This is a genomic window from Staphylococcus sp. NAM3COL9, from assembly GCF_001431205.1.
GTDB lineage: Bacteria > Bacillota > Bacilli > Staphylococcales > Staphylococcaceae > Staphylococcus.
In genome coordinates this window covers 255,301-271,953 of sequence record NZ_LGPC01000016.1, presented here as the reverse complement: position 1 = coordinate 271,953, position 16,653 = coordinate 255,301, and the positions used below count along the sequence as shown (strand labels likewise).

At 34.4% G+C, this 16,653-nt stretch carries 15 protein-coding genes; 1 reads left to right on the top strand and 14 read right to left on the bottom strand.

Translation table 11 applies throughout. The features are described 5' to 3' along the window. Positions 1 to 36: 36 nt before the first annotated feature. The 10 genes from hisIE to ACA31_RS10955 form a co-directional block, all read right to left on the bottom strand. Complete coding sequence (gene hisIE / locus ACA31_RS11000; RefSeq protein WP_057513363.1) at positions 37 to 666, bottom strand: bifunctional phosphoribosyl-AMP cyclohydrolase/phosphoribosyl-ATP diphosphatase HisIE; 630 nt, start codon at positions 664 to 666, stop codon at positions 37 to 39. Continuing rightward, complete coding sequence (gene hisF / locus ACA31_RS10995) at positions 663 to 1,421, bottom strand: imidazole glycerol phosphate synthase subunit HisF (RefSeq protein ID WP_057513362.1); 759 nt, start codon at positions 1,419 to 1,421, stop codon at positions 663 to 665. Before hisF ends, hisIE begins: the two co-directional genes overlap by 4 nt. Continuing rightward, positions 1,418 to 2,122, bottom strand: coding sequence for a 1-(5-phosphoribosyl)-5-((5-phosphoribosylamino)methylideneamino)imidazole-4-carboxamide isomerase (gene hisA, locus ACA31_RS10990; protein ID WP_057513361.1), 705 nt, complete (start codon positions 2,120 to 2,122; stop codon positions 1,418 to 1,420). The genes hisF and hisA overlap by 4 nt, the downstream gene beginning before the upstream one ends. Further along, positions 2,119 to 2,694: an imidazole glycerol phosphate synthase subunit HisH gene (gene hisH, locus ACA31_RS10985; protein WP_057513360.1), complete on the bottom strand. Its 576-nt coding sequence runs from the start codon at positions 2,692 to 2,694 to the stop codon at positions 2,119 to 2,121. The genes hisA and hisH overlap by 4 nt, the downstream gene beginning before the upstream one ends. Beyond that, positions 2,691 to 3,269, bottom strand: a complete 579-nt coding sequence (gene hisB, locus ACA31_RS10980; RefSeq protein ID WP_057513359.1) for an imidazoleglycerol-phosphate dehydratase HisB — start codon at positions 3,267 to 3,269, stop codon at positions 2,691 to 2,693. Before hisB ends, hisH begins: the two co-directional genes overlap by 4 nt. After that, on the bottom strand, positions 3,247 to 4,251 hold the full coding sequence (locus ACA31_RS10975; protein ID WP_057513358.1) for a pyridoxal phosphate-dependent aminotransferase: 1,005 nt from the start codon (positions 4,249 to 4,251) through the stop codon (positions 3,247 to 3,249). Before ACA31_RS10975 ends, hisB begins: the two co-directional genes overlap by 23 nt. Further along, a complete protein-coding gene (hisD, locus tag ACA31_RS10970; protein WP_057513731.1) occupies positions 4,244 to 5,506 on the bottom strand; it encodes a histidinol dehydrogenase in 1,263 nt (420 codons plus the stop codon). Before hisD ends, ACA31_RS10975 begins: the two co-directional genes overlap by 8 nt. Further along, complete coding sequence (hisG, locus tag ACA31_RS10965; RefSeq protein ID WP_057513357.1) at positions 5,496 to 6,113, bottom strand: ATP phosphoribosyltransferase; 618 nt, start codon at positions 6,111 to 6,113, stop codon at positions 5,496 to 5,498. Before hisG ends, hisD begins: the two co-directional genes overlap by 11 nt. 19 nt (positions 6,114 to 6,132) lie before the next feature. Next, positions 6,133 to 6,948 (bottom strand): ATP phosphoribosyltransferase regulatory subunit, encoded by an 816-nt coding sequence (locus ACA31_RS10960; RefSeq protein ID WP_057513356.1) that lies wholly within the window; start codon positions 6,946 to 6,948, stop codon positions 6,133 to 6,135. Positions 6,949 to 7,214: 266 nt separating this feature from the next. Then, the gene (locus tag ACA31_RS10955; protein WP_057513355.1) at positions 7,215 to 8,516 is read right to left on the bottom strand and encodes a D-serine ammonia-lyase; all 1,302 of its coding nucleotides are present in this window, start codon (positions 8,514 to 8,516) and stop codon (positions 7,215 to 7,217) included. Positions 8,517 to 8,667: 151 nt separating this feature from the next. Here ACA31_RS10955 and ACA31_RS10950 point away from each other — a divergent pair, with 151 nt between their 5' ends. Further along, positions 8,668 to 9,531, top strand: a complete 864-nt coding sequence (locus ACA31_RS10950; protein WP_057513354.1) for a hypothetical protein — start codon at positions 8,668 to 8,670, stop codon at positions 9,529 to 9,531. Between the two features lie 89 nt (positions 9,532 to 9,620). On the opposite strand, the gene ACA31_RS10945 is transcribed toward ACA31_RS10950, so the two are convergent. The 4 genes from ACA31_RS10945 to ACA31_RS10930 form a co-directional block, all read right to left on the bottom strand. Next, entirely contained in the window at positions 9,621 to 11,786 is a 2,166-nt protein-coding gene (locus ACA31_RS10945; protein ID WP_057513353.1) for an RNA degradosome polyphosphate kinase, read from the bottom strand. A 67-nt stretch (positions 11,787 to 11,853) separates the two neighbouring features. Further along, complete coding sequence (gene ppx, locus ACA31_RS10940) at positions 11,854 to 13,383, bottom strand: exopolyphosphatase (RefSeq protein ID WP_057513352.1); 1,530 nt, start codon at positions 13,381 to 13,383, stop codon at positions 11,854 to 11,856. Positions 13,384 to 13,597: 214 nt separating this feature from the next. Further along, the gene (locus ACA31_RS10935) at positions 13,598 to 15,136 is read right to left on the bottom strand and encodes an AbgT family transporter (RefSeq protein ID WP_057513351.1); all 1,539 of its coding nucleotides are present in this window, start codon (positions 15,134 to 15,136) and stop codon (positions 13,598 to 13,600) included. A 279-nt stretch (positions 15,137 to 15,415) separates the two neighbouring features. Further along, positions 15,416 to 16,492 carry a M42 family metallopeptidase gene (locus ACA31_RS10930; protein ID WP_057513350.1) on the bottom strand — a complete coding sequence of 359 codons (1,077 nt, stop codon included), beginning with the start codon at positions 16,490 to 16,492 and terminating at the stop codon, positions 15,416 to 15,418. Positions 16,493 to 16,653: the final 161 nt, after the last annotated feature.

Here is a 16,653-nt window from a genome sequence, read left to right as displayed (position 1 = left end):
AAATAGATTAACATCGTAGTAAAACAATTGTTGTTTTTACCAATTATCTATATCATTACGTTCGCCTTTGAAATTATTTGAGGTCTGATGACGTTGGGCTAATACAGATTCGACGTCTTCAAATTTAATATCTAAAGCATGTAATAATACGAATAGGTGATACATTAAATCTGCAGTTTCATTTGTCACTTCATTACGATCAGATTTCATCGCACCAATAACGACTTCGAACGATTCCTCGCCAAATTTTTTGGTGATTTTTTCAAGACCCTCATTTAATAAATATTGTGTATATGAGTTCTCTTTATTGGATAGTGCACTTGAAGTTACAGTTTGTTCTAATTGTTGGATATTAAAAGGAACATCGGTATTAAAGCAACTTTGGCTACCAGTATGGCAAGTTGGACCATTTGGCACAACATCGATGAGTAGTGTATCTTGATCACAGTCTAAATAAATATTTTTAACTACTTGTGTGTTGCCAGAAGATTCACCTTTGGTCCACAAACGTTCTTTAGAGCGAGAATAGAAACAAACAATGCCATCTGCTAATGTTTTGTTATATGCTGCTTCGTTCATATAGCCAAGCATGAGCACTTGTTTTGTATCAACATCTTGCAAAATTGCTGGTAAGAGTCCTTTACTAAAATTAGGTTGTTGTGTCATCTAATGGGAATACCTCCTTGTGCCATCGTTTGTTTTATTTCATCTACAGTAGTTTCTTTATCGTGTAATATACTTGCCGCGAGCCCTGCAGAGACATCTGTTTGTTTAAATAAATCAACAAAGTGATCTGGTTTTCCACCACCACCTGAAGCGATGACAGGAATATTAACAAGCTGTTCAATTTCATGTAAATGTTTCACATCAAAGCCTTGTTTCATACCATCATGTGTCATGCTTGTGATGAGTAGTTCACCTGCGCCTAATGTCTCTACTTCTTGTACCCAATCATATACACGTTTATCAGTACGTTGTTTACCACCATGCGTATAGCAATAATAGTCGTTCAGTGCATCATCATAATTGCTATCAATAGCGATACAAATGCACTGACTTCCAAATTTTTCACTCGCTTGTTTAATGAACTCTGGATTTTTAAGTGCGCTTGAATTTAGTGAAACTTTGTCTGCGCCATGATTAAGTAATTGTGATATATCATCTAAATTAGCAATACCGCCACCTACAGTAAGGGGTATAAATAATTTTTCGGCAGTTTCCTCAATGACATCAAGCACGAGATCGTGACCTGCTTCTGTTCGGGAAATATCTAAAAAGACTAGCTCATCTGCACCTTGGTCATTGTAATAAAGTGCATAGTCTACTGGATTACCAATATCGCGTAACCCTTTAAATTGAATACCTTTAACTACGCGACCATCTTTTACATCTAAACAGGGGATGATTCTCTTTTTAATCATGATAACCCCTCCCAAAAATCAGCATTATGTGCTGCTTTACCGACGATAGCAGCATAGACGCCTAGTGATTCTAATTGTGTTAAGTCTTGTTGGTTTCGTATACCACCTGAAGCAATAATTTGTTTGTCAGATGCTTCGACTAATTGTCCTGTTATTTCAAAGTTAGGTCCTTCAAGACGGCCATCTTTAGAAATATCTGTATAGATAATTCCACCAAGTGGGAAGCGTTCCATTTTGTTAACTAAATCAAATAGATCTAGTTGAGCGTCTTGTTCCCAACCATTGATTTTTACTTCACGACGATAAGCATCAACAGAGATATATATACGATGTGGATACTGATTTGCCATTTGTTCTAACCATGTTAAATCTTGAATACCTTTCGTACCAACAATACAATAGTCAATACCATCATCGAAATAAGCTTCTATTGTGTCGATACTTCTAATACCGCCGCCAACTTCCATTGGTTTGTTAGTAAGTTGTCTTAACGCTTTTATATAATTTCTTTCAATAGATGATTGCTGTTTTGCGCCGATTAAATCGACAATGTGAATACGATCAACATAGTTAAACTGGTTATAAAATTGGATGCTTTCTTCAGCGCTACGGGGCATTTTTTCTTCTGAATCATATTTACCTTCAGTTAGTCGCACACTTGTAGCATTGATTAAATCAATTGCTGGCCAAAGTTTAATCATAATAAGAAACCGCCTTTCAATGATTGGTTGAGTATAGTTAATCCATCGGCTCCACTTTTTTCTGGATGAAATTGAATGCCGATATAGTGTTTATATTGAACAATTGCTGGAATTGGATTACCGTATTCAGCGAAAGCCACGACATGTTCAGACATTTCAGCTTGATATGAATGTACGAAATATACATCTTGTGCTAATTGAGGGTGGTTGCTAATTAAATTATTCCAGCCTAAATGTGGCACAGGATAGGGTGTTTGGATTGGAACAATATTTCCTGGGAAAAGTTTTAAACCTTCGACATTTCCTTCTGCACTCCAATTATATAAGAGTTGCATGCCAAGGCAGATACCTATAATCGGTTTGTCTGTAACTGACTGTAACACAGTTGCTAAACCACGTGATTGAATTGCTTGCATTGCGTCTTTAAAATGACCAACACCAGGTAATATGATGATATCTGCAGCTTCTATTTCACTTTGCTTATCTGTCAGTATCGTTTCATAGCCCAAATGTTCCACCGCACGTTGTACATTTTTAATATTTCCTAGACCGTAATCTATGATAGCAATCATTCGATCACACCCTTAGAAGAGGGTATACCTTCTGAATCATTACTTGCTAATGCTTCTTTTAGGGCACGTGCAAATGATTTAAAAATGCCTTCAATTTCGTGATGTGTATTGCCGCCACGTAATAAATCAATATGTGTTGTTAATCGTGCGTTAATCACCAATGCGCGAAAGAATTCATCTACTAGTTCAGTATCAAATGTACCGACTTTTTCTTTACTCAAAGCTGCATTAAATGATAAATACGGACGACCACTGATATCTACAACTGATCTTGCAAGTGTTTCATCCATAGGAATATAGCTTACACCGTACCGTTGAAAGCTTTTGCGTTCTTTAACTAATTCTAGTAATAATTGACCTAGTACGATACCAATGTCTTCAGTTACGTGGTGATCATCGACTTCCGTATCACCGTTTGCTTCTATTGTAATTGACAATTTGCTGTGAAAAGTAAAGAGGGTAAGCATATGATCTAGAAAACCCACACCAGTATCAATCTTACTTGCACGATGATCATCTGCGAGTGAAATATTTAATTGTGTTTCGGCAGTATTACGTGATTTTTGATAAATCATATTGAGACCTCCAATTTTTAATGATTGCTTCTAATTCATCTAACTGTTCATCTGTAGCTATAGAATAACGAACATAATCAGCCATTTCGTTTTCGTCATAGACTCTAGGAAGGAAACCGTGCGTTTTAATAAATGCGCCTAAACTTTGTGCTGCAGTTCCCTTTGTTAAAACAAAGTTAGTCGAGGAAGGAAATACGACCATGATATCTGATACTAATTCATTAAACATATTGCGTAATTTCATAGCAAGTTGTCTTTGATGATTTATAAAATTGTTAAGCATTTCTGTATGTTCAAACATATATAAAGCAATATGCAATGTAATTGTATTTAATGGGTAAGGGTGTTCAATGCTTTTAATTTTTTGAATTGTTTCGGGCGTACTGATGAGCATGCCTAGTCTTAATCCAGCAATACCAAAGGCTTTTGAAAGTGTACGCATTTGTAAAATGTGCGGTTGCATCTCTATTTGATAAGTATTACCAAAATCTAAATAAGCCTCATCTATGATGAAATAGCCACCTAATGTTTCCATCTTATCCCCAATTGCTTTTAAGAACGTCAGGCTATATTGCTTGCCTGATGGATTATGTGGATTACTCATGATAAAGAACGCAGGCTGAATTTCGTCTATACGTTGCAAAATACACTCCAAATCGAAGGATAAATCTGACTCAGCATTCACAAATTCAATTGGACGATTAACTTGATAGGCATAGGCTTGATACATAAAAAAATCTGGATTCAATGTAAGTACTGGACCTTCTGGCATAATCAGCATTAATTTTTGAATTAATTCATCAGAACCATTACCTGCAATAATTTGTTTAGCTGAAAGGTTATAATAATTTGCATAAGCCGCTTTAAAACGCTCATATTCGTCATCTGGATAGAAATTAAATGGTGCTTCTTGAATAATCGTTGCCAATTGTGAATCGGATAATGGACGGAGTGGACTTTCATTTTTGTTAATTCTAATCATTACGTGGCTCCTTTGATGATCTCATTTCTATAGATTGTTCATGGTTATAAAGTTGTTCAATATGAGCAAGCTTACGTGCAGAACCTTCAATTTTTTCAAAGGTAGACTCAGATAGATCAATCACAGAATGACGTGTTAAAAAATCATTAACGGATAAACCATTGGTAAATCTTGCAGTTTGATTGGTCGGTAATACATGACTCGGTCCCGCTACATAATCACCTATAACTTCTGGAGAATAATGTCCTAAGAATAGCGCACCTACATAACGCACATGATTTAGGTAATTACGTGGTGAAGCTGTTTGAATTGATGCATGTTCTGGCGCGATTTGATTCATTAAATCACATGCTTCATTAAAGTTATCTACTGAAATTAAAAAATGATTGTTTGCTAAGCTTGCTTGAACGATAGGTTGACGTTCAATTTGGCTTAAAGTTTGTTGGATTTTTTGTTCGAGTTGTTGTAATAAGTCTTTATTTTCACTAATCACAAACGTTCTCGCAAGCTCATCGTGCTCTGCTTGAGCAAATACGTCATAAGTTACAGCATCTAAATCAGCCGTCTCATCTATAATTAGGGCGATTTCACTTGGACCAGCAATTTGATCGATACCTACTTGACCAAAGAGATATTTTTTTGCATAGGCAACATACTGATTGCCTGGGCCTACAATTTTATCTACTTTAGGTATTGTTTCTGTACCATAAGCAAGAGCTGCGATGCTTTGTGCGCCACCAACCTGAAATACTCTATCGACACCTGCTATATAGCAAGCTGCTAAAACAATATCAGGTAATCCTTGAGTTTGCGGTGGTGTGACAACAAAAATATTTTTAACTCCAGCTACCTTAGCTAATGTGACAGTCATTAACACAGTAGAAGGATAGCTTGCTTTACCACCTGGTACGTATACGCCGACACGTTCTAATGGATGATACATTTCATAACATTCATTAGACCCTTGTTGTTCCGTAGATTTAATAGAAGTTTGATAAGCTTTGATACGTGTGTGACTTTGTTGAAGTGCATCACGTAATGCATTATCAATGCGATTATAGGCAGTTTCTAAAGCTTCATAAGGAATTTCAAGTTCTGATGTCTCTACTTGATCAAGTTGTTGGTTATAAGTTTTTAAAGCTTGGTCACCTTGAAGCTTTACCTTGTCACAAATATCCTTAACTAGAGGATATAAAGCTTCGTTTAATGCGGCTTGATTTAAATAGTCCTTTAAAAATGTAGTTTTATTTATAATCAATGAGAGACACCTCCAATGTTTGTATAAAATCATCTATCTCAGTTGATTTTTTAAAATAAGATTGTTTATTTGTAATTAATTTAGCATTAATATTTTTAATAGTATCTTTTTCAACTAAGCCATTCGATTTTAAAGTTGTACCTGTTTGAACGATATCTACAATGCCATCTACCATATCGACTAAACATGCCAACTCGATAGAACCAGAGAGTTTTACTAATTCTACGTCTAATCCTTGGGCTTCAAAATATTTTCTGGCCGTTTTAGTATATGAGGTAGCAACCTTCGTAAAAGTTGTTGTATCTGGTTTAGCCGCTAATGCAAAGTGACAAGCACCAAAAGGTAAATCAAGTAAATTATTGATTGTGTAATTACCTTCTTCTAAGATATCACTACCTACGATACCTACATCTGCAACGCCTTGTTCCACATAAATAGGTACATCGCTTCCTTTAACTAAAACAAATTGTATTCCTCCTACAGAGATGAGTAACTGACGCTCTCTTTGTTCCAATGCTCGTACAAGTTCTTGTTCATTCACCTCATTCAAATAAGCAATGAAGCTTTTTAATAATCTTCCTTTTGCTAAAGCTACAGTAAGCATGATGTTCTCTCCCTTTTAATTAAAGTATAAATCCAAGTCCAAAGCCTTCTAACTCACCTTTGTAAAAACCACCTGTAAGTTGTTGTGATTTATTATTTTTAAGATGACATCTCATAAAAGCACCTTTGTAATAAGAACGTGGCGGTTGTGGCGTGATATCTAAGTGAATATTAGTAATATCTTGAGATTTAAACCACTGTTCCCATCGAAGTAATGCTTGTATTGTTCGATGGTCATGTGGGAATAACTGACTTAATAAATCAAGTTGTTCTGTTGTCTTAGTAGTGAGCAATTGAACAACGGGATGAGCTATACCTAATTGAGATGTAAGTTCTGAAATATTGCGTTCTTGTATGAGTTTCAATACATCTTGGGTTTGTTCTTTAGGTGATAGAAGTAAATCTATCAGTTGATAATGTCCTAAAATTACAAAATCAATATCATCATTTAATGTTGCTTTGATATAGTCATAAAAAGTGGTGAAGTCATTTTGCATATCTGTAATTGTTGGATTATAATGTTCGATACCTAATTGAGTATAGACTTCATTATCACGAACAATAGGGCCGGTGTACGCGACACTTTGATATTGTGGTGGATAATTACTGTAATAACGTAATAATTGATCGGTAAAATCATTTCGTAATGCAAAGATATGATGGTCATGTTGCCAGAAACTGCGCTCAGTCATTTGCTGCAAATCGTCTGTAGTAAGTGTTTGCCATGACAGTGATTCGATAAAACTAAAATCTACGAGTTTGAATCCAGCTTGTTTAAAATGTTTTAAAAATGCTAATTCAAATTCTTTGTTATTAATAAGTGTCGTTGTATTCATGATATGACCATCCTTTATTTTTTACTTTGTTACTCTACCGAACTAAAGTGAATTGATAAAGAATACTTTAACATAGTTATTTTCTAAATTCAATAAATATTCAGAAAATAGGATTTTATTTAAATTATATAACTAAAAGTTTCTTACTTAAAGAAATGTGAGAAAGTTACTAAAAAGGAACGGTAATATGAAATTAAACTATGATTTCATATTACCGTTCTCAATAAGCTGACTAAATAACAATCAGCTATTTTTAATTAAACATATTAAATTAAACTTTGACCATAGGCGACATATTTCATCATTTCTTCTTTTGGTACCATGTTTCCACCTGTAGCCCACACGATGTGGTTGGCATTTTCAATACGAATACCTTTGTTTTTAGCGTGTTTTGTAGCTGTAGCAATGCCAGCAAAACCTGAAGCGGCAGATGGTTCGATAAAGATATCTTCTTTCTCGCTTAACATATATAAGTATCGATACATTTGCTTATCATCAATTGTAAATGCGCCATATAAAAGTGAGTTCATGATTTGACCCACTAAACGAGAAGGGCGTGACACAGCAAGTCCATCTGCATCGGTACGTCCGTCTAATCCAATATCAGTCACTGAAATTTCATCGTGCAATTGCGTCATCATTCCTAGTAACATACAAGGTGCATGTGTCGGTTCGGCAAAAATACAATAAACGTGCTCACCAAAGACTGTTTTTAATCCAAAAGCAACACCGCCAGGGCCGCCACCAACGCCACATGGCAAATAAACGAAAAGTGGGTGGTCAGCATCTACTTGAATATTTTGACTATCTAATTGTGTTCTTAGGCGCAATGCAGCTACGGTATAACCTAGGAATAAATCAGCGGAGCCTTCATCATCAACAAAGTGACAAGATGCATCATGTTCTGCACTTTTTCTACCCTCTGCAACAGCAAATTGGTAGTCAGATTGATGTTCCACGACCTCTACACCACGAGTACGTAGTAAATCTTTTTTCCATTGACGGGCATCACTGGACATGTGTACAGTAACGCTGAAACCAAGTTTGGCACTCATGATACCTATACTTAAACCTAAGTTGCCAGTTGAGCCAACTGAAACATTATATTTACTGAATAATTCTTTATAATGTGGTCCCTCTAGAATACGATAATCATCTGTCAATTTGAGATCACCATGCTCCATTGCTATCGTTTCAGCCAGCTTAAGGACTTCATAAATACCGCCTCGAGCCTTGATAGAACCTGAGATAGCAAGATGACTATCGCATTTAAGCCATAAATTCCCGTTAGCTCCATATTGTTCCGTTTGAGAAAGGTGATTGTGCATCAAGGGTATGGGCTTTAATGGTGATTCAATTAACCCATGATCTTTCTCTGTTTCGGGAAATACTTTGCGTATATAACTACTAAATCGTTCGAGACGTGATGCTGCATCTTCCATATCCTCTATTGAAAAAGGTAATGGTTCAACTTGACGAAATTTGGGATTTTCCCAAAAGATAGGTTTATATTGTTGCATATTATTAATCAAAGGGAAGCTATGTTTTAATTTTTCTAATTCAAGCATAAAAATCCTCCTATAATACGAAATCTTTCATTTATTAATTATAGCAAAAATAGTGTGTTAAAATGCGAATGAAACGAATGATATCATTTGATACATCATTTTTAAAATATCTAATTAATTACCAACTAGAGTGTAAATAGGAGCGATAACAATGAAAGTGTTTATATTTGGTGCGAATTGTCATTTAGGTAATCAATTAATTAAAAAATTACAAAAGCATCATAAAGTTTATACAAATAATAATATTGCACATTTGAATAGTGTTTTTGTGGCAACAAATGTATTCCAAACTCATGAATTGCAACGCACATTAAAACAAATGCATCATATTATATATATAACCAATAAAGCAGCGCTTCCCAACGCATATTTACAAGGGTATTTGTATAGTATGCATGTGTGGGCTATTGAAAATATATTACACGTATTACCTACATGTAGTGATAAGAGAATTCATATATTGAACGTGAAAAAAAAGTATAATAATCAATTCAAGAATATATTTGATTCGCAAAACGTCAAAGTAATCGATATGTCAGGATCTAAAGTTATAAATAGGGTAGGTAAATGTTCGAGACGTATGCAAAATAAATATAAAAAAGTCTATTCATTCCAACATATGTTACTTACAAAAGAAATTAACGCAATACAACTTGTTGACATGTATGAACAATATTTAAAAGAATGTAGTTTAGGATGGATTAGAATTAAACAAACAGAACGACGCTTTGAAATTAACTTGAAGTTTTTTCCATATCCATTAATAAAAATGGAAAAAGCATACAGCTCACCAACCAATTTTATTTTAAAAGTAACAGGTGGTTTACTAGTAAGTAAAAAAGGAGAAAAAGATGGAATGCTCGAATTTAGAACGTCAGTAACGAGTTATAGATGTGTTATTGGTTTAAATCATTATGAACCCGCATTGCCTTGGCTAGTATATTTATTATCACAAGCACCGATACACAAGTGGGTGATGTCTAAACTTTATAATTATGTATGGAAGCATTATTAATATATAAGGGAAGGTGCTATTGTATAATAAATAACGCTGAATGCGCACTTTTTAAACGAAGTATTCAGCGCTTTATATAATGTGATGGATTATTTTTTGAAGGTGCTACGTATTTTAGAGAACCAACCTTGAGGTGGGTTGGCTGATACAACTTGAGGTTGGGGTTGGGATACTTCATCTTGAAGTTGTTGACCATAATTCACCGCTTCCGTCATCAAATAGGCTTGAGAGTTTAATGGTGATAAGTTATTTTTGATGTAATGATAGCGTCCGTGTGAGTCTTGAAAACGTCCTTTTTGATTATCAGATAACTGAAGGTTCATATAATCTAATAAACGTTTGGCAATTACTTTGTCTTCAACAGGAAATAAGATTTCTACACGTTTAATCATGTTACGTGTCATGGCATCTGCAGAAGATAAATAAATTTTTTCATCTCCATTATTGTGAAAATAGTAAATACGTGAATGTTCTAAAAAGCGACCCACAATACTTACGACTTCTATATTTTCACTAATACCGGGAATACCTGGTTTGAGACAGCAAATACCACGAATAATAAGTTGAACTTTGACACCAGCGCAAGAAGCTTCAAATAATTTAAGAATAATATCTTTATCTGTTAAAGAGTTCATCTTCATTATAATCTTACCGTTACCGTGTTTGTGATGTGTTTGAATTTCATTGTCTATACGAGCTAAGAAGACATCTCTAATATCAAATGGTGCCACGATGAGTTTATTGTAAACAGGTTTGACTGAATAACCACTAAGATAATTGAAAAAGTTTAGTGCATCCTCAGCAATTGCATCGTTAGTAGTAATTAGTCCCATATCTGTATATAATTTAGCAGTTTTATCATTATAGTTTCCAGTTCCTAAATGAATAAAAGAAGTGAGTTTATTATTGATACGTTTGACTACAAGTGCAATTTTACTATGCGTTTTTAAATGGGTCATACCATATATAACGTGACAGCCAGCATCTTCTAACATTCTTGCCCAATGCACATTATTTTCTTCATCAAAACGTGCCTTTAACTCAACTAGCACGGTAACTTGTTTGCCATTCTCAGCAGCTGTTTTCAAGCTATTAATAATAGGAGAATCTTTACTTACACGATAAAGCGTTTGTTTAATAGCAATTGTATCTGAATCTTCAGCGGCTTCACGTATGAAGTCGACTATAGGTTCAAACGATTCGAAAGGATGATGGAAGAATATATCTTTTTCTAACGACAAATCAAACACATTATGATTACCTAAAGATTGTGGCATCTGTGGCATGTACTTTTTATATTTTAAGTGTTTCAATTTATTAGATAAGTGATCAACTAAATTAGATAGCATTGTTAAATCTAACGGGCCGTCTAAAAAATAAACCTCCTCATCATGTACTTCTACTTGGTTCATAATCCACACAATATCTTCATATGTAGCGAATCGCCCATCTACTTCTAAACGTACAGCAGTGCCCCGTTTACGTTCCTTTAAAAACCTTTCAATTTCAATGAGTAGGTCTTCCGCACCGTCTTCATGTATAGTCAAATCCGCATTTCTAGTAATTCTAAACGTAAAAGTGTTTAGTACTTCATATCCACTAAATAAATCATTGATAAAATGAGTAATGATGTCTTCTACCATAATTATGTATTGTATATCACCTTTATTTAATGAATAAAACCTTGGTATTAAGGAAGGTATTTGAACAATTGCAGAGTTAATTGCATCTTCAGTATCTATATCAACAAAGATATTCAGACTTTTATTATTTAGTTTTGGGAAAGGATGATAGGCATCTATACCTAATGGAGTTAACGTGGGTAATATACCGGTTTTGAATTCTGAATGTAATTGAGATAATAACGATTCAGGTAATTCAACCGGTTGAACAATTTCAACTTTATGCTGACGTAAATCTTCTAACAATTCGTTATAACGTCTATATTGTAAGTCGACATTTTGTTTGTTTTTGATATTGATTTGATTAAGTTGTTGTTTTGGTGTTAATTGGGCTTTATTTTCAGGTTTGTCATAACCCATTTTGACTTGGTCTTGTAACCCAGCTACGCGTACCATAAAGAACTCATCTAAATTTGAACTAAATATCGAAACAAAATTAAGTTGTTCAAGCAATGGATTGTTTTTATCACTTGCTTCTTGTAATACGCGATAGTTAAAATCTAACCAACTGAGTTCTCTATTATTATAGTATTGTGGTAGGTTCAAATCTTTTGCTCCCCAATTTTTATGCATAATTCTAATTACACCTCGTTGTAGTATGAATATTGTATTTTGCTAAGTATAACTTATCATATAAATTTTAAGATTTTGTAAAGATGATAGAAAGGTCATCTTTTAAGATTTTTTCAATATGTTTTTTCTGCCTCAAGGATTGATATTCTTCAGCGATAGGCTCACCGTTGTAATATACATATAAGCTGTAACCATCATCATTTTGTTGTAATTCTACTTGCTCTACAGAACTCGTATGAGACACATTAAGCGCATTGACAAACTTGATAATGCCACCTAAGAATTGGATGTTATCTAGTTCTTTACCGCGCAACCACTTTGTTTCATGACTAAAGAATTTTAATAATGACTTATTTTTAAAACTAGCAAGTAAAGCGAGTTTCACTCGATCTTCGTGTGGAAAACCATCAATCATTGAATTCGCGATAATATAATAAGTGTGTGGTGAGCTTGAATCAGCATCGATAAATCTCCCTAAGTAGTACAAGAAAGAACCCTCGGCAAATAGTTCATTTTCTTTTTGAGTGACCTCTAATTTTTTAAGGCCTATTAATTGCTCTAATAATGTTTGTGCTAACTTCACACGTTGTTTTGCACTTGTTTCCTCAATACGATATTCGTTAGCTAAATGGTATAATGCGTCTTTACGAATATTCTCTTTTCTAAATTCTTCAGGATGTCGTTCAGAAATTAATTTCATCGCATAACCTTCACGCAGTCCTTTTCGAGAAAAGGTGAATTGCTTCGCCTTAATTCTATTAAATAATGACTTGAAGACAGCTACTGCGGGTAGGATAATATCTACACGATCTCTACTTAGACCGTCTATATCTTTTAAATCATTATATGAACTTTTTTTAATGATTGAGTACACTTCATCAATATTCTCTTCAGTCATTGCATAGTTGTGAACCCCGCCGATAGGATATGAGTGCTCAGATTGATGAATGCGCGCAACGTTACGTGCAGAACCCCCAATACCAACTAAAGTGACTTCTTGATTTTTTAACCAAGAAAGTTGCTCAAATTGTTTAACTAAAAATTTTTCCATGTTTTTGATTGCTGATTTATCATTATGGTCTTTGCCCTCAAAGAATTGATGAGATAAAGTAACGACACCAAACGGAAAACTATGTGAATCTATTAGTTTTTTGTCTTTAAAGAGTGTAACTTCTGTAGAACCACCACCGATATCGATAGATACGCCGTTATTAACGTCAGTAGTATGTGTGATAGCGTAGAAACCATAAAATGCTTCTTCTTGTTCTGAAATGATCCTAATGTTGATTTTAAGTGTTTTTTTGATATGTTCGATGATTTGGTCTTGGTTAGTTGATTGTCTAATGGCTGCGGTTGCTACTGGATGTAATTCATCTATATTGAACTTGTCAGCAACCTTTTTAAAACTACGCAATGCTTTAGTTAATACTTCAATACCGTCATCATTCATAGCCAAAGAGTCAGTTAAATATTGGCTTAATCGTGCCGGTGTTTTGATATTTAATATTTCATTTAATCCTGTTTTATAATCAAATTCAAAAATAACGAGTCGAATGGTATTTGAACCAATATCTATTAATCCTATACGTTCCATAATTTCCTCCTAAGTAAATGAGGTTATTTTACTATACTTGTACTGTATTTACCCTTTTCTTACTTTTATATTACAACAATTAGAAAAATACGATCAATAATTTTAATATTACGCAATAAAAATATAACTATACGTCGCTTATTTCAAAGATTAGGGCGTTTGAAAGCAAAGACAGACACATAAACTATTTCCTTCGTGTCTGTCTCTTTTTAACAACTTATTTTACATGTAAGGGGCCACCTGGACCAAGTGGCCAACCTAATAGATACCAAACAATCATGAATAATGGCCACACGATACTCAATATAATTGTATAAGGCATTAGACTAGATAATAAGGAACCTAATTTCATGTCTTTATCATATTTTTGTGCATAAGATAATAGCAATGGCAAGTAAGGCATCATAGGTGTTATCGGGTTACTAATGGAATCACCAATTCTGTACAGCATTTGAGTCAATGCTGGATGGAAACCTACAATGATAAGCATTGGGATGAAAATAGGGGCTAAAATACCCCATTTGGCAGAGGCACTACCAATCAATAAATTTATCAGTGCACTTAATAAGATAATACCTAGGATAAGTACAACGCCATTTTGACCTTGAAGTATTGAAGCGCCTTTAACAGCAACGATAATGCCCAGGTTACTCCACTCTAAAAAGGCAAGTAATTGGGCTGCAAAAAACACAATGACAATAAAGGAACCCATAGATGACATTGAATCAGCTAACATTTTTCCTAAGTCTTTAGAACTTTTAAATTCCTTTACCATAATGCCATACACTAAGCCAGGAACTAAGAACAATACTAATATGATGAGTCCCACACCGTTAATGATAGGCGCATCATTCAGTAAACTACCTGTATTAGCATTCCTCAGAAAACTTTGTTGCGGTATAGCTATAATGATAAGCAGTATAATCAATACAAAAAAACTGATATTAGCCCAAAATACTGCACGATTTTCTTGAGGTGTGAGCTTTGAATTAGAATCATCTGCTTGAATATCTGAATTAGAATCATCATATTTACCTAATCTAGGAATAACAAAACGCATAGTAACCCAATAGACGGAAGGTAATAAGACGAGGACACTTGCTGCAATAAAGTACCAGTTCATTGCTACATTAACAGGCACACTATCAGAAACAATATTTGTAGCTGGTTTTGTAAATGCATAAAGTAATGCGTCTGACATACCAATCATGACATTTGCAGAGAATCCTCCAAGTGCAGACGCGTAAGCCATTGCTAAACCTGCAATAGGGTGGTAGCCCAATTTAATAAAGACCATAGCTGCTAATGGTGGTAACACAATCGGTGCTGCATCACCAGCAGCATTGCCTAAGATACCTATAATAATAATGACTGGCACAATGAAATGCTTTGGTGCCTTATGTACGACTTGAATCATTAATTTATCGAAGTAACCTGTTTTTTCTGCTACGCCAATACCAAGCATGACTGCGAGGACAAGTCCTAATGCTGGAAATTCTGAAAAGTTTTTTATGGCATCATTCAGAATCATCGCCAGTCCATCTTTACTTAAAATACTTTTGATTGCGATAGTATCGCCTGTGCCTGGATGTTTTACGGAAATCTGAAACAATGATACAACCCAAGTAAGTATTGCGAGCCCTACACACATTAAGAAAAATAAAATGCTAGGATCAGGTAATCTGTTTCCAACCTTTTCTACAATATTCAAAAATCTATTTATTAGTGTTGGCTTATCTTTAGTATTCGAAACCATCATAACGACCTCCCCAATAAGTTATCGGTAGTATAACAAATTAGGAATAAAAATAGAATAAATATTCTGAAAACTTTATAATTTTTAAAGTTTAAATATATATAACATATATGAACGTTCGTGTATTCGTTTAAATTATTTATTTAAAAAGTATAAAAAAGGGAGGGGATAGAAAATCAAATTTTGATTTCTATCCTACCTCCCATAAATCCTATATGAAGACGTGCGATGTTTGGTTTAATTTTACATTTGGGTACTGTAATTAAGTTAAAGCCTAGATTACCAAATGATTTGGTCAACAACATCATCATTAAGAGATTTAATGATTTCTGTAACTAAGGCTACTGAATTTTTGTAATCATCCGTGTGTAACACAGATACATTGGAATGCATATAACGTAATGCGACCCCAATAGCGACAGTTGGGGTGCCTTCATTCGCTACATGAATACTTCCTGCGTCTGTGCCACCGCCAGCAGTAGTGTCTAATTGAATTGTAATATTATGTTTTTTAGCTACTGCTTTAATATGTTTCACAAAGCCAACATGACCAATATTAGATCCATCCATTAAAATAACAACAGGACCATTACCAATTGCTGTATCACTTACTTGACCCGACATTCCTGGTGTATCATATGCGACAGCAACGTCGACAGCTATAGCTAAGTCAGGTTTGATTTTGTTGGCTGCTACTTTAGCACCACGAAGACCAACTTCTTCTTGAACATTGGCTCCTGAGACAAGATTGATGTCAATAGTGTCGTTCTTAAGTTTTTGTAATACATCGACTGCAAGGGCACAGCCATAACGGTTATCAAAAGCCTTTGCGGTTAAGTATTTATTATTCGCTAATGCTTCGAATTCACTATAAGGTGTTACCATATTGCCTAATTCGATACCGAATTGTTGTGCTTCTTTTTTACTTTTAACTCCAATATCAATAAACATTTCCTTCATATCAACGTTTTTCTTGCGTTCTTCTGGTGATAATACATGTGGCGGTTTTGAACCGATAATACCTCTGATTTTTCTACCATCATCTGTAGTTACCGTTACTTTTTGAGAGAGCATGACTTGATTCCACCAGCCACCAATTGGGGTGAATTTTAGGAAGCCGTCATTATCTATTTTAGTCACCATAAAGCCGATTTCATCTAAGTGACCAGAAACCATTAAGGTTTTATTACTTTTAGTAGCAGTCTTTTTACCAAAAATGCCGCCTAGATTGTCTTCTATGATTTCATCGCTTACTTGTGTTAAATATTCGTGCATTAAAGATTTTACTGCCATTTCGTGGCCTGCAATACCATCAACATCTGTTAGAGATTTTAATAACTTCACTGAATTGTTCATATAATGCCTCCCATTAAAATTGATAACTTTATTTTAACATGAAGTATGCGATTACATAGCATTTTGACTATATGGGAGATTAAGCAGCGAGGAATGCCATTGATTTATTTGAAAATTAAATCCATACTAAATCACTCAGACTAAAAGTGTGCATAAAAAGA